The following is a 19,085-nucleotide window of genomic DNA, read 5'->3' as shown; positions in this document are numbered from 1 at the left end:
CTAGCCGTCGCCGTGCAAGGCCTGCAGCGCCGCCAGCGCGGCCAGCCCGGCGGTTTCCGTGCGCAGGATGCGCGGCCCCAGCCGCAGGCCGTCGAAACCGGCCGCCGTCAACGCACCGATATCGCGTTCGCCCAGCCCGCCCTCCGGCCCCACCACCAGCAGCCCGCCGGCCGCGGTGAATCGCAGCTCGCGGGACGAGCGACTGGCCGCCGGCAACAGCGCCAGGCGCAGCGCACCGTCACCGGCAAGCGTGTCCAGCCACGCTGCCAGCGGCAGCGCCGGGACGATCTCGGGCAGGCGCGCGCGACCGCTCTGCTCGCAGGCGCTGGCCACCACTGCGCGCCAGTGCGCCAGCCGCTTTTCCGCGCGGGCGGCGTCCAGTTTCACCTCCGAGCGTTCGGTCAGCAGCGGCACGATGCGCGCCACGCCCAGCTCGGTCGCCTTCTGCACGATCAGGTCCATCTTTTCGCCGCGCGCCACGCCCTGGGCCAGGGTCAGCGGCAGCGGCGACTCGTTCTGCAAAGCCTGCTTCGACTCGACCCGCACGGTCACCTCACGCTTGCCCATCGCGACGATGACCGCGGCGTAGTCGTGGCCGTCGCCGTTGAACAGGGTGAGCGGGTCGCCGGGATTCATGCGCAGCACGCGTGCCACGTGTTCGGCGGCTTGTGGCGGCAAGTTCGGTTCGCCGGAGACGGCGAGCGGCTGGTCGACGTGGATACGGATCGTGCGCATCGGAACGGGCTGGGCGGGAACGGCCGCCCAGCATAGCGCGGCGCGCGCCTGACATGTCCCGGCGGATGGCCGCGGGACGACCCGGGGCCTCCGCTTGCACCTGCTGGCGCGTCGTATCAGCATGGACAGCACTCCCCATGCGCGCTCGCCGCATCCCCCAGCGAGCTGGAGGCCACATGTCCAGGTTCGTTTTCGTTTCCGCCCTGCTGCTGGCAGCTTGCAGCGCAAGCACCATGCTGCTGGCGCAGGGTTCGCCGACTTCGCCGCCGTCCGCCGGATCGTCCAGTCAGCAGCCGGCGCAGCAGGCCGTTCGGCCGGACGACCGTAACTGCATCCGCGATACCGGCAGCCGGATTCCGGTGAAAAAGGGGCACTGCCTGCCGGTGAACGGACGCAGTTACAGCCAGCAGGATCTGCAGCGCACGGGCGAGTCCGAACTGGGCCGGGCACTGCAGAAACTCGACCCTCGCATCACCGTTCGCGGGCACTGAACGGCCCCGGATTCAGTCCGCGACGGCGCGCTCGATCCCGGCGATCGCGGTGTCGACCAGCAGGTCGATGTCCGATGCGTCGACTACGTAGGGCGGCATGAAATACACCACGTTGCCCAGCGGACGCAGCAGCACGCCGTGCTGCAGGCCATGCAGGTAGACGCGCAAGCCGCGTCGCTCCGCCGCGGGATACGGTCGCCGGCTGGCCTTGTCGGCGACCAGCTCGATCGCCGCGATCATGCCGGTCTGGCGCACGTCGGCGACGTGCTGATGCGCGCGTAACGGTTCCAGCCGCCGGGCCAGGCTGGCGGCCAGCTGGCGGTTGCGCTCCAGCACCGGCTCGTCGCGAAAGATCGCCAGCGTCTCCAGCGCCACCCGGCAGGCCAGCGGGTTGCCGGTGTAGCTGTGCGAATGCAGGAACGCCTTGCCGGCGCTGTACTCGGCGTAGAACGCCTGGTAGATCCGTTCGCTGGTGAGCACCGCCGACAACGGCAGGAAGCCGCCGGTGAGGCCTTTCGACAGGCACATGAAATCCGGCGTCGCGCTGGCTTGCTCGCAGGCGAACAACGTGCCGGTGCGGCCGAAGCCCACCGCGATCTCGTCGGCGATGAAGTGCACCGCAAACTCGTCGCACAGCGCACGCAGGCCGGTCAGGTAACCGGGGTGATACATGCGCATGCCGCCGGCGCACTGCACCAGCGGCTCGACGATCACCGCGCAGGTTTCGTGTGCATGCCGTTCCAGCAGCGAGCGCAGTTCGCCGAGGCGGCGTTTGGCCGTCTGTTCCGATGACTCGCCGGGCTCGCCTTCGTACGCGTCCGGCGACGGCGCCAGGAACGGGGTCAGCAGCAGCGGCGCGTAGGTCTTGCGATACAACGCCACGTCGCTGACCGAGAGCGCGCCCAGCGTTTCGCCGTGATAGCTGCCGGTGAGCGCGATGAAGCGGGTCTTCTCGCCATGGCCCTGGTTGAGCCAGTAGTGGAAGCTCATCTTCAGCGCCACCTCGATCGCCGCCGAACCGTTGTCGGCGTAGAACACCCGGTCCAGTCCGGGCGGCGTGATCCGCACCAGTTCCTCGGCCAGTTCGATGGCCGGTTCATGGGTGAAGCCGGCAAAGATCACGTGTTCGAGCGTGCGCGCCTGTCCGGCCAGCGCCGCGGCGATGCGCGGGTTGGCGTGGCCGAACAGGTTGGTCCACCACGAACTGATGCCGTCCAGGTAGCGTCGGCCGTCGGCGTCGATCAGCCAGGCGCCTTCGCCGCGCACGATCGGCACCATCGGTACGCTCTCGTGGTCGTGCATCTGCGTGCAGGGGTGCCAGACGTGTCGCAGGTCGCGCGCGGCGAGTGCGGCGTTGCCGCTTGCGGGGTTGTTCATCCGGCTATCATCGGCGCTGCGCGACGGGCGCTCAAGTCCGCGCATGGATCATTCCGGGAATCGATGCTTGAAGCCACTGCGAAAATGCCTGATCGGCCTCGGCATGCTGGCGCTGGCCGCGGCCGTGCTGCTGTGGTTCCTGCCGGCACGCTGGGCGCTGCCGTGGATCGAGCCGCAGCTGCACGGGCTGCATCTGCAGCGGGTGCAGGGCACGCTGTGGCAGGGCCGGGCCGACGAGGTGCTGGCCGTCGACGGGCAGGCGCTGGGGCAGTTGCAGTGGCAGTTGTCGCGTCGCGCCCTGCTCGGTCAGGTGCGGCTGCAGTTGCAATTTGAAGGGCCGCAACTCGCGTTTTCCGGCGGAGTCCGGCGGCTGCCGGACGGCCAAGTCGAGGTGAGCGGCGCGAATGTACGTGCAAAGCTTTCGGCGTTGGCCCATGGCGCGGTGTCGCCCTGGGGGCAGCCACGCGGCGAACTGCAAGTGAGGATCGACCGCGCCCTGCTGCAGGGCGGCTGGCCCCTGCAACTACAGGCGCAGGCGCAATGGCCGCAGGCGCTCATGCGCACGCGCGACGGCGACGTGGTGCTGGGCACGCTGCAGGCACAGGCGAGCGCGCAGAGTGGGGTGATACGAGCGCAACTGCACGACGACGGGCACGGCACGCTGCACGCCGATGGCGAGCTGCAACTGAGCCCGCTTGGCTGGCGACTGGACGCGACGCTGCGCGCCCGACAGACTGACCCGGCATTGCGCCGCTGGCTGGCCAGGCTGGGTCCGCCGGCGGCCGACGGCAGCGTGCACATCCGGCGCCGCGGCGGACTGGCCGGCAGCGCGCCGGCCCCATCCACGAACTGAAGGACGCGAGACGAGCATGAACCCGGATATCGCCGCAACGGCCCTGGCGGCCGCACGCGAGGCCGCTGCGGCCGCGGCCGACGTGATCAGGCACTACTGGCGGCGCGGCGTCGAGGTGGAGCTGAAGTCCGATGCAACCCCGGTGACGGTCGCCGACCGCGAGGCCGAGCAGGCGATCCGGCGGATCCTGCAGGCGGCGCTGCCGCAGGCCTCGATCTATGGCGAGGAGTTCGGCCTGGACGGTGAGCGCGGCGGCCTGCTGTGGCTGGTCGATCCGCTCGACGGTACCAAGAGCTTCGTGCGCCGCACGCCGTTCTTCTCCACCCAGATCGCGTTGATGGATGGCGACGAGCTGGTGCTCGGCGTGTCCAGCGCGCCGGTCTACGGCGAGACGATGTGGGCCAGCGCCGGCACCGGCGCGTGGCTCGACGGTGAACGCGTGCACGTGGCGGATACCACCGGGATGGCGCAGACGTCCATCTCCATCGGCAACGTGAAGAGCCTCACCGGCGACGCCCGCTGGGAGGCGCTGGGCGCGCTGATCCGCGACAGCAACCGGATCCGCGGCTACGGCGATTTCTGCCATTACCACCTGCTGGCGCGCGGCAGCCTGGACCTGGTGATCGAGTCGGACGTGAACATCCTCGACGTCGCCGCGCTGGCGGTGATCGTGCGCGAAGCCGGCGGCGTGTTCACCGACCTGGACGGCGCGCCGCTGACGCTGGACACGCGCAGCGTGCTGGCCGGTACGCCGGCGATCCACGCGCAGGCCCTGCCGCGTCTGCGGCGTTGAGCGGCCCGAGCTAGAATGCGCGGATGCCCAAGCTACCGATCATCCATGCCACGCGTGACGTCAGCGACAGCCGGTTTCTGCAGGTCGAGCAGCTCGACCTGGAGTTCTCCAACGGCGTGCGCCGCACCTACGAACGATTGAAAGGCAGCGGCCTGGGCGCGGTGATCATCGTGCCGATGCTGGACGACGACACCGTGCTGCTGGTGCGCGAGTATGGCGGCGGCGTCGGCCGCTACGAGCTCGGCCTGCCGAAGGGCCGGCTCGATCAGGACGAAACCGCCGAGCAGGGTGCCGAGCGCGAGCTGAAGGAAGAGATCGGCTACGGCGCGCACAAGCTGAAGATCCTGCACAACCTGTCGCTGTCGCCGTCGTACATGACGCACATGGCGCATGTGGTGCTGGCGCAGGACCTATACCCCGAGAAGCTGGCCGGCGACGAGCCGGAAGAACTCGAAGTGGTGCCGTGGAAGATGTCCGAACTGCACACCTTGCTCGGTCGCGACGACGTGACCGAGGGGCGTTCGATCGCCGCGCTGTTCATGGCCCGCGAGTATCTCGCCGGGCGTTTCCAGCGCACATGAGCATGCCGCCCGGAAGTACGCCACCCGAGCTGGCCCGGCAGGTCGGCGCGATCGCCCGTGCCGCCGGCGCGGCCATCCTCGAGGTCTACCACAGCGATTTCGCGGTGCAGACCAAGGCGGACGCGTCGCCGCTGACCGCCGCCGACCTGGCCGCCCAGCAGGTCATCATGGCCGGCCTGGCCGCGCTTGAACCGGTACTTCCGGTGCTGTCGGAAGAAGCGAAGGCCTTGCCGTGGTCCGAGCGCCGGCACTGGTCCCGCTACTGGCTGGTCGATCCGCTCGACGGCACGCGCGAGTTCGTCAAGCGCAACGGCGAATTCACCGTCAACATCGCCCTCATCGACGAGCACCGCAGCGTGCTCGGCGTGGTGCTGGCGCCGGTCAGCGGCGAGCTGTATGTCGCCGCGCTGGGGCAGGGCGCCTGGCTGCAGACACAGGCCGATGGCCCCTGGCAACGCATTCGCACGCGCCCGCTGGGACAACCGCCGCTGGTGGCCGGCAGCCGTTCGCATGGCGGCGCGCAGGGCAGCGTGCTGCAGCGGTTGATCGGCAGCGATTACCAGTTGGTGCCGCTGGGCTCGTCGCTGAAGTTCTGCCTGATCGCGCGTGGAGCGGCGGACGTTTATCTGCGCCTCGGCCTCACCAGCGAATGGGACACCGCCGCCGCGCAATGCGTGCTGGACGAGGCCGGCGGCGCGGTGCTCGACCTGGCTGGCCAGCCGTTCCGCTACAACCGCGGCGAGTCGCTGCTGAATCCCGAATTCATCGCCGTCGGCGACGGCACGATCGACTGGGCCGCACGGTTGCAGGCGCCATGAGCGAACCGGCCCGGCACAGTCTGGACGACCTGCTCGCGATCATGGCGCGCCTGCGCGATCCCGAGCGGGGCTGCCCGTGGGACGTGCAGCAGGATTTCGCCTCGATCGCGGCGTACACGATCGAGGAAGCCTACGAAGTCGCCGACGCGATCGACCGTCGCGACTGGCACGACCTGCGCGACGAGTTGGGCGACCTGCTGCTGCAGGTGGTGTTCCACGCGCAGATGGCGGCCGAGCAAGGCCTGTTCGGTTTTGCCGATGTCGCCCACGCGATCAGCGCCAAGATGCTGCGACGCCATCCGCACGTTTTCGGCGACGTGCGCTATGCCGACCTGGCGGCGCAGATGCAGGCGTGGGAAGAGATCAAGACGGCCGAGCGCGCGGACAAGGGCGAGCCGGCCGACGCCAGCGCACTGGCGGGCATCTCGGCGGGCCTGCCGGAATGGAAGCGGGCGCAGAAGCTGCAGCAGCGCGCTGCTGCCACCGGTTTCGCCTGGCCCGATCCCGCGCCGGTGCTGGCCAAGCTGGCCGAGGAAGTGGACGAGGTGCGCGCGGAGTTTGCCAACGGCGCCGATCCGGCGCGTTTGCAGGACGAGATCGGCGACGTGCTGTTCGTGATGGTGAACCTGGCACGTCACGCCGGCGTCGATTTCTCGCAAGCGTTGCGGCACGCCAATGCGAAATTCGAACGGCGTTTCCGCCGGATGGAGCAGTTGGCGGCGGCCGACGGCGCGGCGTTCGGCGAACGCACGCTGGGCGAGCAGGAACAGCTGTGGCAGCGCGCCAAGCAGGCGGAACGCAAACCCTGAACCTGCGCGATGGCGCCTGGCCATCGCGCAGGTCGTGGACTTTCGTGGAAGTTACTTGGCCGCCGGCGCCGTCTTGTCGGCACGCTGCTGCCAGGCAGCGCGCATCTTCTCGCGCTCGGCACGCATCTTCGCCTCGTTGGCCAGGTTCTCGTCCAGCCCCTTGCGCAGCGTGGCGATCGCCTGGTCGACGTTGGCCGGCTGCGCCTGCAGGCGGGCCAGGCGCTTGTAGACGTAGTCGCGCACGTGCGGATCTTGCGACTTGGCCAGCACGTCGTTGTAGACCGACGCCATCTCCTTGCTGCGGCCGGATTGCATGTACAGCCGCTCCAGGCCGCGTAGGTCGCCGATCACGCCGTTGCGCCGGTGGTCGAAGCGGTGCATGCGCATGCCGTGGTCACCACGGTCGCCGTGATGCGCGCGCATGTCCTTGCCGGCCATCGCGGATGGGGTTGGCGACGGCGCCGGCGGCGTATTCTGCGCCATCACGAACGAGGTCGATCCGGCGATCAGCACGGCCAGCGCGGAAGCAAGCAGGGTTTTGCGGTGCATGGTGTGTCTCCTCGGTAGGTAGACTGGAGAACGCGGCCGGCTCAGGCACGTTGACCGGGGCGTTCATGCTCCCGTCAGGCTTGCAACCCTTTTGCGGCCGGCCGCATCCCAGACAGGTCGACAACCCAAGGAGAGTTCCATGCGCCGTCTTTTCACCGCAGCCCTGCTGCTCGCTCCGATCGCGGCCTTCGCCGCCAGCCCGTGCAGGTACGAGGCACCGCGCAACCTGCAGCTCGATCTCGCCGGCGTACGCAGCGTGCAGATCGATGTGAACAGCCAGGATCTGCACCTGACCGGCAGCGACAGCGCCAGGGGCCTCACCCTCACCGGTCGCGCCTGTGCCTCCGAGCAGGCGATGCTGGACAAGCTGCAGGTCACTCAGCGGCGCGAAGGCGACCAGCTGCTGATCGATATCGGCAACACCGGCGGTTTCAGCTTCAGCCTGTTCGGCGGCAATTCCTATTCGAGTCTCGACGTCACCGTGCAACTGCCGGCCAACCTGCCGGTCACCGTGCGCGTGGGCTCCGGCGACGCCGACGTCAGCGGCGTGCAGCAGCTGCAGACCAGCGTGGGCTCGGGCGACCTGCACGTGCGCCAGGTATCCGGCAAGTTCGGCACCAGCGTGGGTTCGGGCGACGTCAGCGCTACCGACATCGGCAGCCTGGACCTGGGCTCGGTGGGCTCCGGCGACTTCAAGGCCGAAGGCATCAAGGGCGACGCCCGCGTCGGCAGCATCGGCTCCGGCGACGTCACGTTGCGCAACGTGGGCGGCAGCGTGCACGCCGATACGCTGGGTTCCGGCGACCTCGAGGTGAGCGACGTCGGCGGCGATTTCAGCCTCGGCGCCAAGGGCAGCGGCGACGTCAACCACTCCGGCGTGAAGGGCAAGGTCAGCGTGCCGCACGACGACGATTGAGCGCGGGCCGTCAGCCCAGCCAGCGCCAGGCCAGGTACACCAGCGGCGCGCACACCAGCAGGAACGGAATTGACACCAGGTGCAGCAGCCGCAGTCCATGCGGCTGCTTCGCTAGGCGCAGCGCGATCAGGTTCGCCAGCGAACCGATCGCCACGCCGAAGCCGCCCACGTTCACCGCCACCGCCAGCGCGATCGCGTCGGGCGCGCGTTCGAGCAGCAGCACTGTCGCCGGCACGTTGCTGATCAGCTGCGAGGCGACGATGCCGCTGGCGTACAGCGTCAGCGGCTGGCCGAAGTCGAGCCGGTCCAGCGCCTGGTGCACCAGGGGCAAGTTCGCGAAATGGCCGAGGCCCAGGAAGATCGCGGCGAACGTGAGCAGCAGCAGCCAGTCGATCCGCGCCAGGCTCGACCGCGCCAGCAGCGCGAACAGCGCCAGCAACAGCAGCGCGCCCAGCGGCGCCTGGCCGTATTCCATCATCAGCACCATGCCGACCAGCGCGGCCATCGAGCACGCGCCGAGGCGGGTCGAAGCCACGATGCCGTCGATCCGTTCCGGGCTCAACGCCACGCGATCGCGCGGCAACCACAGCCAGGCGAACGCCGCCACCAGCACGAACATCACCGTCGCGGCCGGCAGCATGGCCGCCACGAAATGCAGGAACGGCAGTTGCGAGTGCTGCCACAGCAGCAGGTTCTGCGGGTTGCCGATCGGGCTCAGGGTGGAACCCGCGTTTACCGCCAGCGCCTCCAGCACCACCATGCGCAGCACCGGCAGGTTCGAGATGGCGCCGATCGCCAGGGTCAGCGGCACGATCAGGAACAGGCTCACGTCGTTGGTCAGCACCATCGACAGCAGCGCCGTCGCGGACACCAGCAACAGGCCCAGGCTGCGCAGCGAATGCGCGCGCGCCACCACGGCCACCGCCGCATGCTGCACCAGTCCGCTGTCGCGGATGCCCTGGATCGCGATCAGCAGACCCATCAGGCCGGCCAGGGTCGGCAACTGCAACCAGTGCCGATAGCTCGCCAGCGGCTGCGGGTCGAGCACCGCCAGCGTGATCGCCAGCGCCGCGAACAACCACAGCAGCCACTCCTCCTTGAGGCGCTGTCGTGTGCGGCTTGCAATCATCGGGAAGTCCGGTGGGGCGTCGGCGCACTTTATCAGCCCGTGCTTCGACGCCGGTTCAGCCCTCGCGCAGCAGCCGCATCGGCGGCGTGCGGCTGACCTTGCGGGTGCCGGCCAGGCCCAGCAGCATCACCACCAGTGCCGCGCCGACGGCACCGCCCACCAGCGGCCACAGCGGCGGCACGAAGTTCTCGATGTGGAACACCGCCTGGCCCAGCCATAGCCCGGCGCCGGCGGCGCCGAGTGCGGCGGTGAGCCCGGCGACCAGGCCGAGCAGGGCGAACTCGCAGGCGGCGGCTACGCGCAGCTGCGCGCGGCGTGCGCCCAGCGTGCGCAGCAGGGCGGCTTCGTGGCGTCGTTCGGCCGCGCTGGCGGCGAGTGCGGCGGCCAGCACCAGCGCGCCCGCGAGCAGGCTGAAGCCGAGGATCCAGCGCACCGCGTTGCCCACGCGGTCGACGATCTCGCGCACGCGGTCGAGCAGCGAGTCGACGTCCACCAGGCTCAGGTTGCTGTAGTCGCGCGACAGCTGCGCCAGTTCGGTCGCATGCCCGCGCGGCAGGTGGAAGCTGGCCAGCCAGGTATGCGGCAGCCCGCCGGTGTGGGCCGGGTCGAGCAGCAGGAAGAAGTTGACCCGGAACGAACTCCAGTCGACCTTGCGCACGCTGCTGACCTTTGCGTCGATGCGGCCTTCGCCCACGTCGAAGCGCAACGTGTCGCCGAGTTTCAGTGCGAACATGTCGCGCCACATGGTGTCGATCGACACCTCGGCCTGGGCCGGCTGCGCGCCCTGCCAGCGGCCGGCGATCACTTCGTTGGCGGGCGGCAGCGCGGCGGACCAGGACAGCCGCAGCTGGCGGTCGGTCCAGTCCTTCGCGCGTTCGTCGGCAAAGGCGAGCTGGTCGATCGGGCGGCCGTTGATCGCGGTGAGCTTGCCCACGGCCAGCGGCAGCATGTTGAGCTGGTCGCCGCCGATCCTGGCCAGCGCCTGCGCGAAGCCGGCGCGTTGGTCGTCCTGCAGGTTCAGCGCAAACCAGTTCGGCGTATCCGCCGGCAGCTCCTGGCGCCAGCCCTGCAGCAGCGCCGGCGCCACGATCGCCAGCAACAACAGCGCGCACAGGCCCAGGCTGAGCGCGGTGGCCTGGATCACGCTCAGCGCAGGTCGCCGCGCCAGCGCGGCCAGACCGAGCCGCAATGCCGGGTGCGCGCCCGGTGCAATACGTCGGGCCAGCCACAGCAGCGCTCCGGCCAGCAACGCCGCGATCAGCGCCACGCCGAGCAGGCTGGCGGCGAGGATGCCAGCCAGGGTGAGCGAGCTACTCTGGCTCCAGATCAGGCCCAGCGCCACCAGCGCGGGGATCAGGTACAGCGCATCGAAGCGCCGCACCCGCCGCTGCATGCTTTGGCGAAATACCGCCACCGGCGGCACCTCGGCCAGCCGCGCCAGCGGCGGCAGCGCGAAGCCAACCAGCACGGCGATACCCATCGCGGCGGCGGCGAACGACGGCGCCAGCGGCAGCACGGTCGGCACGTTGCCGAACAACTGGCTGGCCAGCAGCCAGGCCAGTTGCGCCAGCCCCAGCGCGAGCAGCACGCCGAGTGCGGTGGCCGGCACGGCCAGTGCGCCCAGCGTGCCCAGCAACAGCCCCAGCACGCGCCGACGCGGCGTGCCCAGCGCACGCAGCAGGGCGACTTCGGCGGTCTTGCGCCGCGCGTAGCGCTGCGCGGACAGCGCGATCGCGATGCCGGCCAGCAGCGCCGACAGCAGGGCGGTCAGGCGCAGGAAGGCGCCGGCGCGATCGAACGACGTGCGCATGCGCTCCTGGGTCTGTTCCGGCGTAATCAGCTGCGCGCCTTGCGGCAACGCGGTCGCCTGCGCCCAGTCGCGCCAGGCCTGCACCGCCGTCGGCGTGCCGGCCAGCAGCAGGCGGTGGCGGGCGCGGCTGCCGACGCCGAGCAGGCCGGCCTGCTCGGCGTCGGCCAGACTCATCAGTGCGCGCGGCGCCAGCGCCAGCAACTCGCCGCCATCGGGCTGGCGTACCAGTTCGGCGGCGATGGTCAGCTCGCGGCCGCCCAGTTGCAGCGGCTGACCGACCTGGAGGCCCAGCGCCACCAGGGCGCGATGGTCGAGATAGACCTCGCCCGCGGCCGGGGCGTGGCCGTTGTGCGTGCGGCCGGCGGCATCGCGCAGTTCCAGTGTGCCGCGCAGGGGATAGCGCGCATCGACCGCCTGCACGTCGAGCAACTGGGTCTGCTCGTGGGCGAACGCCACGCTGGGAAAGCCGGCGGTACGGGTGAGTTGCAGGCCATCCTGGCGCGCCTTGTCGGCGAACGTGTTTGGCAGGACCTGCGGCGATGACACACCGATGTCGCCGCCGATCAGTTCGGCGGCGCTGGCCAGCATGCCGCGCTCGATCCGCGTCGCCAGCGTAGCGACCACGCCCAGCGCCACCACCGCCAGCACCAGTGAGGCGGCCAGCGTGCGCAGTTCCGGCAGGCGCCATTCGCGGCGCAGGCTGCGCAGGGCGAGCAGCAGCATCTTCATGCCTGCACGTCCGTGCCGGACGCCACGACGCGACCTTCCTCCAGCTCGATCCGGCGATCGCAGCGTGCGGCCAGGGTTGCATCGTGGGTGACCAGCACCAGGGTGGTGCGGTGGTCGCGGTTCAGCGCGAACAACAGGTCGCAGATGTGGTGGCCGGTACGCTGGTCGAGGTTGCCGGTGGGCTCGTCGGCGAACAGCACGCGCGGGCCGTGCACGAACGCGCGGGCGATCGCCACGCGCTGCTGCTCGCCGCCGGACAGCTGGGCCGGATAGTGCCGCCGCCGCGCGCCCAGGCCCACGGCTTCGAGCGCATCGCGTGCGCGCTGGCGTGCATCGCTGCTGCCTTCCAGTTCCAGCGGCAGCATCACGTTCTCCTCGGCGGTCAGCGCGGGCAGCAGGTGGAACGACTGGAACACGAAGCCGACCAGGCGCCGGCGCAGGTCGGCACGGGCCTCCTCGTCCAGCTGCTGCAACGCATGGCCGTCCAGCGCAATGCTGCCGTCGTCCGGCGTGTCCAGCCCGGCCAGCAGGCCGAGCAGGGTGGTCTTGCCGGAGCCGGACGCGCCGACGATGGCGAAGCTCTCGCCCGGCTGCACCTGCAGGCTGACTTGGCTGAGGATCTCCAGTCTCCCCTCGGGGCCGTTGACCGACTTGCTAACATCACGGGCTTCAAGAAGAGGCCGGGAAGAATCACTCATGCGTCAATGCCTGTGGTTGCTGGTTTTTCTGTGCGGCATCGGCAGCGCCCAGGCGGCGGCGCCGAAAACCGTGCTGGTCCTGGGTGATTCGTTGTCCGCCGCGCACAACATCCCGGTCGAGGCCGGCTGGGTGCATCTGCTGGATGCGCGTCTCAACCAGATGGTACCGAAGTGGACCGCGATCAATGCCAGCATCAGCGGCGAGACCTCGCTGAGCGGGCGCAACCGCCTGCCTGCGCTGCTGGCGAAGTACCGCCCGCAGGTGCTGGTGCTGGAACTGGGCGCCAACGACGGCCTGCGCGGCCTGCCGCTGCCGGCCCTGCGCGCGAACCTGGATGCGATGATCGTGGCGGCGCAAAAGGCGAAGGTGCGCGTGCTGCTGGTCGGCATCGAGCTGCCGGTGAACTACGGACCGCAGTACCGCGACGGCCTGCGCGCGGTCTATGCCGACCTGGCGCGGAGCCGCCGCACCGCACTGGTGCCGTTCCTGCTTGAGGGAATCGCACTCGATCCCGCGCTGATGCAGGACGACGGCCTGCATCCGGTCGCCAGCGCCCAGCCGCGGGTGCTGGACACCGTCTGGAAGCCGCTGCAGCCGCTGCTGCATTGAGCGGCAAACAGAACCTGCTCTGAACCTCGTTTTCCCGCTTTCACGCTACCCTCACCCGGTCGCCGCTTAGATCTTCACGTATGTGAAATCATGGCAAGGAGGACGATATGACCGTACATGACGAGCAAGCGGGATTGATTCTGCTGGTCGAGGACAACCGCCAGATTGCCGAAATGGTGGGCGAGTTCCTGGAGCGGCGCGGTTATTCGGTCGACTATGCCGCCGACGGGGTCAGCGGGCTGCACCTGGCGGTGTCCAACAGCTACGACGTGCTGGTGCTGGACCTGATGCTGCCAGGCTTGGACGGGCTGGAGGTCTGCCGCAAGCTGCGCAAGGAGGCCAAGAAGTCCACCCCGGTGCTGATGCTGACCGCCCGCGACACGCTGGAGGACAAGCTTTCCGGACTCGAGGCCGGCGCCGACGATTATCTGGTGAAGCCCTTCGAGGTGCGCGAACTGGAGGCGCGGCTGCGTGCGCTGATCCGCCGCGACCGCCGCCAGGTCTCCACCGAGGTGCTCAGCGTCGGCGACATGACCCTGGATACCGCCACGCTACGCCTCACCCGCGATGGCCAGGAACTGACCGTGTCGCCGATCGGTCTGAAGCTGCTGGCGATCCTGATGCGCGAGTCGCCGCGGGTAGTCAGCCGGCGCGACATCGAGCGCGAGATCTGGGGTGATACGCTGCCCGACTCGGACACCTTGCGCTCGCATCTGTACAACCTGCGCCGGGTCATCGACAAACCCTTCGCGCGGCCCCTGTTACACACGATTCATTCAGCCGGCTATCGTCTCGCGGATCTCGAATCGGAAGTGGCCTCTTCGCCCCAGACGGCCTGACATCGACACGGCGCATACAGGTAGGCGCACACAGTTAATGGATAGCAGGGTCAAAGCAGTCACCTTTCGTGTGGGTGCCTTCCGCCGGCGCATTGCGCGGGTGTTCGCACTGCAGTTCCTGATCGTCGCCGTCGTCTGCATCCTGGGCATCTACGGCATCGTGCCCACGGTCATCGTGATTGCGATGATCGTGGTCACCACCGGCCTCGCCTGGCTGGCCACCCGGCGCGAGTGGCGGCCGGTGCGTGCCTTGGCCCGGCTGGTGAACCGCTGGGACGGCCAGCCGCCGGACCCGGAGTCGTTGAACCTGGAGCAGTTGTCCACCCATACCGACGCCGACGTGGCTTCGCTGGCGCAGGGGCTGCATGGTTTCGCCATGCGCCTGGCCAGTTACAACCAGCGCGAGCGCAGCTTTACCCGCGACGCCAGCCACGAGCTGCGCAGCCCGCTCACCGTGATCAAGATGTCGGTCGACATGCTCGGCGAGGAGGACGGCCTCAGCGATTTCGGCGTGCGCTCGGTGCGTCGGATCAAGCGTGCCACCCGCGAGATGGAGGTGCTGGTGGAGGCGCTGCTGATCCTCGCGCGCGAGACGGACGCTTCGGCCGACGACCAGTATTTTGTCGTCAACGACGCGCTGCGCAAGGAACTGGAGTCCGCCCGTGAACTGCTGTCCGGCCGGCCGATCGAACTTGTGCTGGAGGAACCGGCCCGCTTTGCGCTGCAGGGCTCGCCGCAGGCGTTCTCGGTACTGTGCTGGCAACTGATTCGCAACGCCTGCCAGCAGACCGAGCAGGGCAGCGTGGTGATCAGCGTGCTGCCCGGCGTGGTCAGCGTGCGCAACCGGACGACAACGCAGTTACCTGGCGACGACGGCCGCCCGCTGCGCGTTCATGGCGCCGACCGGCACGGTTTCGAGCTGGCCATTGCCCAGCGGATCAGCGACCGCTTCGCCTGGCCGCTGGAACTGCAGACGGGCTACGGACAGGAAAACATCGCCCGCATCCGCTTTCCACACCCCCTGCCGGCCGACGCGCCGGCAGAATCCGCTTTATAGGGCGGGTACTGCCCGCCGTTCCTGCCGCCCGGTGGGGACGGCAGGGCAGGGTGTTGCATCAGGCAGCTTGCAGCGCCGGGGCCACGTCGAATGCGCAACCGGTCTTCGCCTTCACGTCGTCGAGGCTGACGCCGTCGTTGAGTTCGATCAGGGTCAGGCCCTTGCCTTTCTGCACCTCGAACACGCACAGGTCGGTGATGATCAGGTCAACTACCTGCTTGCCGGTCAGGGGCAGGTCGCACTCGGTCTTGATCTTCGGGCTGCCGTCTTTCGCGCAGTGCTCCATCAGCACCACCACGCGCTTGACGCCGCTGACCAGGTCCATCGCGCCGCCCGGGCCCTTGACCATCTTGCCCGGCACCATCCAGTTGGCCAGGTCGCCGTGGGCGGACACTTCCAACCCACCGAGGATCGACAGGTCGATGTGGCCGCCGCGGATCATCGCGAACGAGTCGGCGCTGGAGAAGAAACTGGAGCCGGGCAGGGTGGTGATGGTCTGCTTGCCGGCGTTGATCAGGTCGGGGTCGAGCTGGTCCTCGGTGGGGAACGGGCCGATGCCGAGCAGGCCGTTCTCCGACTGCAGGGTGACGTTGACCCCGTCGGGGATGTAGTTCGCCACCATGGTCGGGATGCCGATGCCGAGGTTCACGTAGAAACCGTCGCGCAATTCCTTCGCGGCGCGCCTGGCCATCGCCACGCGGACCGGGCTTTCCTTGCCTGCGGCGACGCCGGCGATGGTGCGGAACTCGATGCGCTTCTCGTACTTCGCGCCTTGCACGATGCGGTCGACGTAGATGCCCGGCACGTGGATGTTGTTCGGGTCCAGTTCGCCGACCGGCACCAGGTGCTCCACCTCGGCCACGCAGGCCTTGCCGCAGGTGGCGATCATCGGGTTGAAGTTGCGCGCGGTCTCGCGGAACACCAGGTTGCCGTGGGCATCGCCCTTCCACGCCTTCACGATCGACAGGTCGGCGGTGATGGCTTCCTCCAGCACGTATTCCTTGCCCTCGAACACCTTGGTTTCCTTGCCCTCGGCCAGCTTGGTGCCGAATGCGGTGCGCGTGTAGAAGCCGGGAATGCCGGCGCCGCCGGCGCGCAGCTTCTCGGCCAGCGTGCCCTGCGGGGTCAGGTGCAGCTCCAGCTCACCGGCGAGCACCTGGCGCTCGAATTCCTTGTTCTCGCCCACGTAGGACGCGAAGACGCGTTTCACCTGGTGCGTCTTCAGCAACGGACCCATGCCGAAATCGTCCACGCCGGCGTTGTTGCCGACGATGGTCAGGCCCTTGGTGCCGGCCTCCAGCAGCGCGCCGATCAGGTTCTCGGGGATGCCGCACAGGCCGAAGCCGCCGGCGGCGATCGTCATGCCATCGAACAACAGGCCATCAAGGGCTTTCGCCGCGCTGGGGTAAACCTTGTCCATTGCCGTGCCTTCCTCAGGGAGAGTCAGCTGCCAAGGATACGACGGATTCGCCGCGGCCGGCCTGGTACCAAGGTCGCAGACCGGTCCGTCGGCGCGGTACGGACGCTCATAACCTTATGCGATTTCGCAAGTTCGCAGCGCGGCGCCGAGCCGATAGGCTGATCTTCCCCGACCGGACCGGAGACGGCGATGATCAAGCTCCCTGCATGGCTGGCACTCGCGGCAACCCTGGTGACGACGGCGGCGATCGCCGGGGAGGCGACCCTGCTGAACGTGTCGTACGACCCCACCCGCGAACTCTATCGCGACGTGAATGCGGCTTTTGCCGCGCAGTGGAAGGCGCAGCACGGCGACAACGTCACCATCGAGATGTCGCATGGCGGTTCGGGCAAGCAGGCGCGCTCGGTGGCTGACGGCCTGCCGGCCGACGTGGTCACGCTGGCGCTGGCCTGGGACATCGACGCCATCGCCGATCACGGACTGCTGTCCAGGGACTGGCAGCAGCGGCTGCCGCAGAACGCGTCGCCGTACACCTCGACCATCGTGTTCCTGGTGCGCAAGGGCAATCCGAAGGGCATCAGGGACTGGCCCGACCTGATCAGGCCCGGGGTGGAGGTGATCACGCCGAACCCGAAGACCTCCGGCGGCGCGCGCTGGAATTTCCTGGCGGCGTGGGGCTACGCGCTGAAGCAGCCGGGCGGCAGCGAGGCGAAGGCGCGCGCGTACGTGCGCGAACTGTTCCGGCATGTGCCGGTGCTCGACACCGGTGCGCGCGGCGCCACCAACACCTTCGTCCAGCGCGGCGTCGGCGACGTGCTGCTGGCGTGGGAGAACGAGGCGCTGCTGGCGCAACAGCATCTGGGCAAGGGCACGTTCGAGATCGTGGTGCCGTCGGCAAGCATCCTGGCCGAGCCACCGGTGGCGGTGGTCGACCGGAACGCCGACAAGCGCGGCACGCGTGCGGTCGCCGAGGGCTATCTGAAGTTCTTGTACTCGCCGCAAGGGCAGGCGATCGAGGCGAGGAACTTCTACCGGCCGCGCTCGCCACAGGTGGCGCAGCAGTTCGCCGCGCAGTTCCCCAGGGTGAACACCTTCACCATCGACGAGGTGTTCGGCAGCTGGCGCCAGGCGCAGGCGAAGTTCTTCGCCGACGACGCGATCTTCGACCAGATCGGCCCGGGCAGTTGAGCCGCATGCAGCGCCGCATCCTGCCGGGGTTCGGCCTCAGCCTGGGTTACGCGTTGGCGTACCTCGGGCTGATCGTGCTGCTGCCGCTGGCGGCGCTGGCGTGGAAGGCATCCGGCATCGGTCTCGCCGGCTTGCTGCACCTGCTGGCGTCGCCGCGCACGCTGGCGGCGCTCAGGCTGAGTTTCGGCGGTGCGTTGCTGGCCGCGTCGGTCAACGTTGTGGCCGGCCTGCTGGTGGCGTGGGTGCTGGTGCGCTATCGCTTCCCCGGCCGGCGCCTGTTCGACGCACTGATCGACCTGCCGTTCGCGCTGCCGACCGCCGTGGCCGGCATCGCGCTGACCACGCTGTACGCGCCGAACGGCTGGCTCGGCGGCTGGCTCGCCACACTCGGCATCAAGGTGGCATACACCCCGCTGGGCGTGTTGCTGGCGATGGTGTTCGTCGGCTTTCCGTTCGTGGTGCGCACGCTGCAGCCGGTGCTCGAATCGCTCGAGCGCGACGTGGAGGAAGCCGCCGAGAGCCTGGGTGCGCGACGCTGGCAGACGTTCCTGCGGGTGATCCTGCCGCTGCTGCTGCCGACCCTGCTGACCGGCTTTGCGCTGGCGCTGGCGCGCGCGGTGGGCGAGTACGGTTCGGTGATCTTCATCGCCGGCAACATCCCGCTGCGCTCGGAGATCGCGCCGCTGCTGATCGTGCAGAAGCTCGAGCAGTTCGATTACGCCGGTGCCGCCGCGCTCGGTGTGGTGATGCTGCTGGCCTCGTTCGTGCTGCTGCTGGCGATCACGCTGCTGCAGCGTTGGAGCACCCGCTGGACGGAGCCGGCACGGTGAGTGCGCGGCGGCCCGACGGTTGGCGACGACTGCTGCGCGGCGCGCTGGTGCTGGCGGCGGTCGGCTTCATGGTGCTGTTCCTGCTGCTGCCGCTGGCGACGGTGTTCAGCGAGGCGTTGCGCGCCGGTGTGCGCGCGTGCCTGGCCAGCATCCGCCAGCCCGAAACGCTGGCGGCGATCCGGCTGACCCTGCTGGTGGCGGCGGTCGCGGTGCCGCTCAACCTGGTGTTCGGCGTGGCGGCGGCATGGCTGATGGCGCGTTTCGAGTTTCGCGGCAAGGCGCTGCTGGGCGCGCTCATCGACCTGCCGTTCTCGGTGTCGCCGGTGATCGCCGGCCTGGTCTACGTGCTGCTGTTCGGTGCGCAGGGCTGGTTCGGGCCGTGGCTCGACGCGCACGGGGTGCGCATCATCTTTGCCGTGCCGGGGCTGGTGCTGGCGACGATGTTCATCACGCTGCCCTTCGTGGCGCGCGAACTGATCCCGCTGATGCAGGCGCAAGGCAGCGAGGAGGAACAGGCCGCGCGCGTGCTCGGCGCGAATGGCTGGCAGATGTTCTTCCGGGTCACTTTGCCGAATATCCGCTGGGCGCTGCTGTACGGCGTGCTGCTGTGCAATGCCCGCGCGATGGGCGAGTTCGGGGCGGTGTCGGTGGTGTCCGGCCACATCCGCGGGCTGACCACCACGATGCCGCTGGAAGTGGAGATGCGCTACAACGAATACGACTTTGCCGGCGCCTTCGCGGTGGCTTCGCTGCTCGCCTTGCTGGCGCTCGTCACGCTGGCCGTGAAGACCTTGCTGGAATGGCGCTATGGCAACGAGATCGCCGCCCATGCGCCGGGCGGCCACTGAGGGAC

General features: G+C 69.1%; 20 protein-coding genes. 13 read left to right on the top strand and 7 right to left on the bottom strand.

What is annotated here, in order from left to right:
• Positions 1-735 carry a 16S rRNA (uracil(1498)-N(3))-methyltransferase gene (locus tag ABIE04_RS04600; protein WP_354547396.1) on the bottom strand — a complete coding sequence of 245 codons (735 nt, stop codon included), beginning with the start codon at positions 733-735 and terminating at the stop codon, positions 1-3.
• A 176-nt stretch (positions 736-911) separates the two neighbouring features.
• Here ABIE04_RS04600 and ABIE04_RS04595 point away from each other — a divergent pair, with 176 nt between their 5' ends.
• A complete protein-coding gene (locus ABIE04_RS04595) occupies positions 912-1,226 on the top strand; it encodes a hypothetical protein (protein WP_354547395.1) in 315 nt (104 codons plus the stop codon).
• Between the two features lie 12 nt (positions 1,227-1,238).
• Here the strand turns inward: ABIE04_RS04595 and ABIE04_RS04590 are convergent, their stop codons facing one another.
• A complete protein-coding gene (locus tag ABIE04_RS04590) occupies positions 1,239-2,603 on the bottom strand; it encodes an adenosylmethionine--8-amino-7-oxononanoate transaminase (protein WP_354547394.1) in 1,365 nt (454 codons plus the stop codon).
• A gap of 67 nt (positions 2,604-2,670) precedes the next feature.
• On the opposite strand from ABIE04_RS04590, the gene ABIE04_RS04585 reads away from it, so the two are divergent.
• Genes ABIE04_RS04585 through mazG form a run of 5 tightly spaced genes read left to right on the top strand, consistent with a single transcriptional unit; the run spans position 2,671 to position 6,457 of the window.
• Entirely contained in the window at positions 2,671-3,456 is a 786-nt protein-coding gene (locus ABIE04_RS04585) for a type II secretion system protein N (protein ID WP_354547393.1), read from the top strand.
• Between the two features lie 16 nt (positions 3,457-3,472).
• Positions 3,473-4,249, top strand: a complete 777-nt coding sequence (locus ABIE04_RS04580; RefSeq protein ID WP_354547392.1) for an inositol monophosphatase family protein — start codon at positions 3,473-3,475, stop codon at positions 4,247-4,249.
• 23 nt (positions 4,250-4,272) lie between these two features.
• Positions 4,273-4,830 (top strand): ADP compounds hydrolase NudE, encoded by a 558-nt coding sequence (nudE, locus tag ABIE04_RS04575; protein WP_354547391.1) that lies wholly within the window; start codon positions 4,273-4,275, stop codon positions 4,828-4,830.
• On the top strand, positions 4,827-5,648 hold the full coding sequence (cysQ, locus tag ABIE04_RS04570; protein WP_354547390.1) for a 3'(2'),5'-bisphosphate nucleotidase CysQ: 822 nt from the start codon (positions 4,827-4,829) through the stop codon (positions 5,646-5,648). The genes nudE and cysQ overlap by 4 nt, the downstream gene beginning before the upstream one ends.
• Positions 5,645-6,457 (top strand): nucleoside triphosphate pyrophosphohydrolase, encoded by an 813-nt coding sequence (mazG, locus tag ABIE04_RS04565; protein ID WP_354547389.1) that lies wholly within the window; start codon positions 5,645-5,647, stop codon positions 6,455-6,457. Before cysQ ends, mazG begins: the two co-directional genes overlap by 4 nt.
• A 51-nt stretch (positions 6,458-6,508) precedes the next feature.
• Here the strand turns inward: mazG and ABIE04_RS04560 are convergent, their stop codons facing one another.
• The gene (locus ABIE04_RS04560; protein ID WP_354547388.1) at positions 6,509-7,006 is read right to left on the bottom strand and encodes a hypothetical protein; all 498 of its coding nucleotides are present in this window, start codon (positions 7,004-7,006) and stop codon (positions 6,509-6,511) included.
• Positions 7,007-7,145: 139 nt separating this feature from the next.
• Here ABIE04_RS04560 and ABIE04_RS04555 point away from each other — a divergent pair, with 139 nt between their 5' ends.
• Complete coding sequence (locus ABIE04_RS04555; protein WP_354547387.1) at positions 7,146-7,922, top strand: DUF4097 family beta strand repeat-containing protein; 777 nt, start codon at positions 7,146-7,148, stop codon at positions 7,920-7,922.
• 10 nt (positions 7,923-7,932) lie between these two features.
• Here ABIE04_RS04555 and ABIE04_RS04550 read toward each other — a convergent pair whose 3' ends face one another.
• From ABIE04_RS04550 to ABIE04_RS04540, 3 genes are read right to left on the bottom strand one after another with little or no spacing between them, the layout of a single operon-like run.
• Positions 7,933-9,051 (bottom strand): SLC13 family permease, encoded by a 1,119-nt coding sequence (locus ABIE04_RS04550; protein ID WP_354547386.1) that lies wholly within the window; start codon positions 9,049-9,051, stop codon positions 7,933-7,935.
• Between the two features lie 55 nt (positions 9,052-9,106).
• Positions 9,107-11,590, bottom strand: coding sequence for an ABC transporter permease (locus ABIE04_RS04545; RefSeq protein ID WP_354547385.1), 2,484 nt, complete (start codon positions 11,588-11,590; stop codon positions 9,107-9,109).
• A complete protein-coding gene (locus ABIE04_RS04540; RefSeq protein ID WP_354547384.1) occupies positions 11,587-12,288 on the bottom strand; it encodes an ABC transporter ATP-binding protein in 702 nt (233 codons plus the stop codon). Before ABIE04_RS04540 ends, ABIE04_RS04545 begins: the two co-directional genes overlap by 4 nt.
• Between ABIE04_RS04540 and ABIE04_RS04535 the strand changes: the two genes are divergently transcribed.
• The 3 genes from ABIE04_RS04535 to ABIE04_RS04525 all read left to right on the top strand — a co-directional run bounded on the left by ABIE04_RS04535 (position 12,287) and on the right by ABIE04_RS04525 (position 14,794).
• Positions 12,287-12,898 (top strand): arylesterase, encoded by a 612-nt coding sequence (locus ABIE04_RS04535; RefSeq protein ID WP_354547383.1) that lies wholly within the window; start codon positions 12,287-12,289, stop codon positions 12,896-12,898. The two genes, ABIE04_RS04540 and ABIE04_RS04535, sit on opposite strands and share 2 nt — an antisense overlap.
• Before the next feature lie 107 nt (positions 12,899-13,005).
• Entirely contained in the window at positions 13,006-13,737 is a 732-nt protein-coding gene (locus tag ABIE04_RS04530) for a response regulator transcription factor (RefSeq protein WP_214555545.1), read from the top strand.
• A gap of 37 nt (positions 13,738-13,774) precedes the next feature.
• The gene (locus tag ABIE04_RS04525; protein WP_354547382.1) at positions 13,775-14,794 is read left to right on the top strand and encodes a sensor histidine kinase; all 1,020 of its coding nucleotides are present in this window, start codon (positions 13,775-13,777) and stop codon (positions 14,792-14,794) included.
• 58 nt (positions 14,795-14,852) lie between these two features.
• Here the strand turns inward: ABIE04_RS04525 and ABIE04_RS04520 are convergent, their stop codons facing one another.
• The gene (locus tag ABIE04_RS04520; RefSeq protein ID WP_354547381.1) at positions 14,853-16,214 is read right to left on the bottom strand and encodes a 3-oxoacid CoA-transferase; all 1,362 of its coding nucleotides are present in this window, start codon (positions 16,212-16,214) and stop codon (positions 14,853-14,855) included.
• A 189-nt stretch (positions 16,215-16,403) separates the two neighbouring features.
• Between ABIE04_RS04520 and ABIE04_RS04515 the strand changes: the two genes are divergently transcribed.
• Genes ABIE04_RS04515 through cysW form a run of 3 tightly spaced genes read left to right on the top strand, consistent with a single transcriptional unit; the run spans position 16,404 to position 19,080 of the window.
• A complete protein-coding gene (locus ABIE04_RS04515; protein WP_354547380.1) occupies positions 16,404-17,402 on the top strand; it encodes a sulfate ABC transporter substrate-binding protein in 999 nt (332 codons plus the stop codon).
• A gap of 5 nt (positions 17,403-17,407) precedes the next feature.
• Entirely contained in the window at positions 17,408-18,232 is an 825-nt protein-coding gene (gene cysT, locus ABIE04_RS04510) for a sulfate ABC transporter permease subunit CysT (RefSeq protein WP_354547379.1), read from the top strand.
• Positions 18,229-19,080, top strand: coding sequence for a sulfate ABC transporter permease subunit CysW (cysW, locus tag ABIE04_RS04505; protein ID WP_354547378.1), 852 nt, complete (start codon positions 18,229-18,231; stop codon positions 19,078-19,080). The genes cysT and cysW overlap by 4 nt, the downstream gene beginning before the upstream one ends.
• Positions 19,081-19,085 lie beyond the last annotated feature (5 nt).

Source organism: Rhodanobacter soli (assembly GCF_040548735.1).
GTDB classification, from domain to species: domain Bacteria; phylum Pseudomonadota; class Gammaproteobacteria; order Xanthomonadales; family Rhodanobacteraceae; genus Rhodanobacter; species Rhodanobacter soli_A.
The sequence above is the reverse complement of the archived record's forward strand: the minus strand, read 5'-3'. Positions and strand labels throughout refer to the sequence as shown.

What these genes read in the sequence shown, in the direction of transcription:
- ABIE04_RS04600 (WP_354547396.1), bottom strand. Translation starts at nt 735, where the DNA reads ATGCGCACGATCCGTATCCACGTCGACCAGCCGCTCGCCGTCTCCGGC.
- ABIE04_RS04595 (WP_354547395.1), top strand. Translation starts at nt 912, where the DNA reads ATGTCCAGGTTCGTTTTCGTTTCCGCCCTGCTGCTGGCAGCTTGCAGC.
- ABIE04_RS04590 (WP_354547394.1), bottom strand. Translation starts at nt 2,603, where the DNA reads ATGAACAACCCCGCAAGCGGCAACGCCGCACTCGCCGCGCGCGACCTG.
- ABIE04_RS04580 (WP_354547392.1), top strand. Translation starts at nt 3,473, where the DNA reads ATGAACCCGGATATCGCCGCAACGGCCCTGGCGGCCGCACGCGAGGCC.
- nudE (WP_354547391.1), top strand. Translation starts at nt 4,273, where the DNA reads ATGCCCAAGCTACCGATCATCCATGCCACGCGTGACGTCAGCGACAGC.
- cysQ (WP_354547390.1), top strand. Translation starts at nt 4,827, where the DNA reads ATGAGCATGCCGCCCGGAAGTACGCCACCCGAGCTGGCCCGGCAGGTC.
- mazG (WP_354547389.1), top strand. Translation starts at nt 5,645, where the DNA reads ATGAGCGAACCGGCCCGGCACAGTCTGGACGACCTGCTCGCGATCATG.
- ABIE04_RS04560 (WP_354547388.1), bottom strand. Translation starts at nt 7,006, where the DNA reads ATGCACCGCAAAACCCTGCTTGCTTCCGCGCTGGCCGTGCTGATCGCC.
- ABIE04_RS04555 (WP_354547387.1), top strand. Translation starts at nt 7,146, where the DNA reads ATGCGCCGTCTTTTCACCGCAGCCCTGCTGCTCGCTCCGATCGCGGCC.
- ABIE04_RS04550 (WP_354547386.1), bottom strand. Translation starts at nt 9,051, where the DNA reads ATGATTGCAAGCCGCACACGACAGCGCCTCAAGGAGGAGTGGCTGCTG.
- ABIE04_RS04545 (WP_354547385.1), bottom strand. Translation starts at nt 11,590, where the DNA reads ATGAAGATGCTGCTGCTCGCCCTGCGCAGCCTGCGCCGCGAATGGCGC.
- ABIE04_RS04535 (WP_354547383.1), top strand. Translation starts at nt 12,287, where the DNA reads ATGCGTCAATGCCTGTGGTTGCTGGTTTTTCTGTGCGGCATCGGCAGC.
- ABIE04_RS04540 (WP_354547384.1), bottom strand. Translation starts at nt 12,288, where the DNA reads ATGAGTGATTCTTCCCGGCCTCTTCTTGAAGCCCGTGATGTTAGCAAG.
- ABIE04_RS04530 (WP_214555545.1), top strand. Translation starts at nt 13,006, where the DNA reads ATGACCGTACATGACGAGCAAGCGGGATTGATTCTGCTGGTCGAGGAC.
- ABIE04_RS04525 (WP_354547382.1), top strand. Translation starts at nt 13,775, where the DNA reads ATGGATAGCAGGGTCAAAGCAGTCACCTTTCGTGTGGGTGCCTTCCGC.
- ABIE04_RS04520 (WP_354547381.1), bottom strand. Translation starts at nt 16,214, where the DNA reads ATGGACAAGGTTTACCCCAGCGCGGCGAAAGCCCTTGATGGCCTGTTG.
- ABIE04_RS04515 (WP_354547380.1), top strand. Translation starts at nt 16,404, where the DNA reads ATGATCAAGCTCCCTGCATGGCTGGCACTCGCGGCAACCCTGGTGACG.
- cysT (WP_354547379.1), top strand. Translation starts at nt 17,408, where the DNA reads ATGCAGCGCCGCATCCTGCCGGGGTTCGGCCTCAGCCTGGGTTACGCG.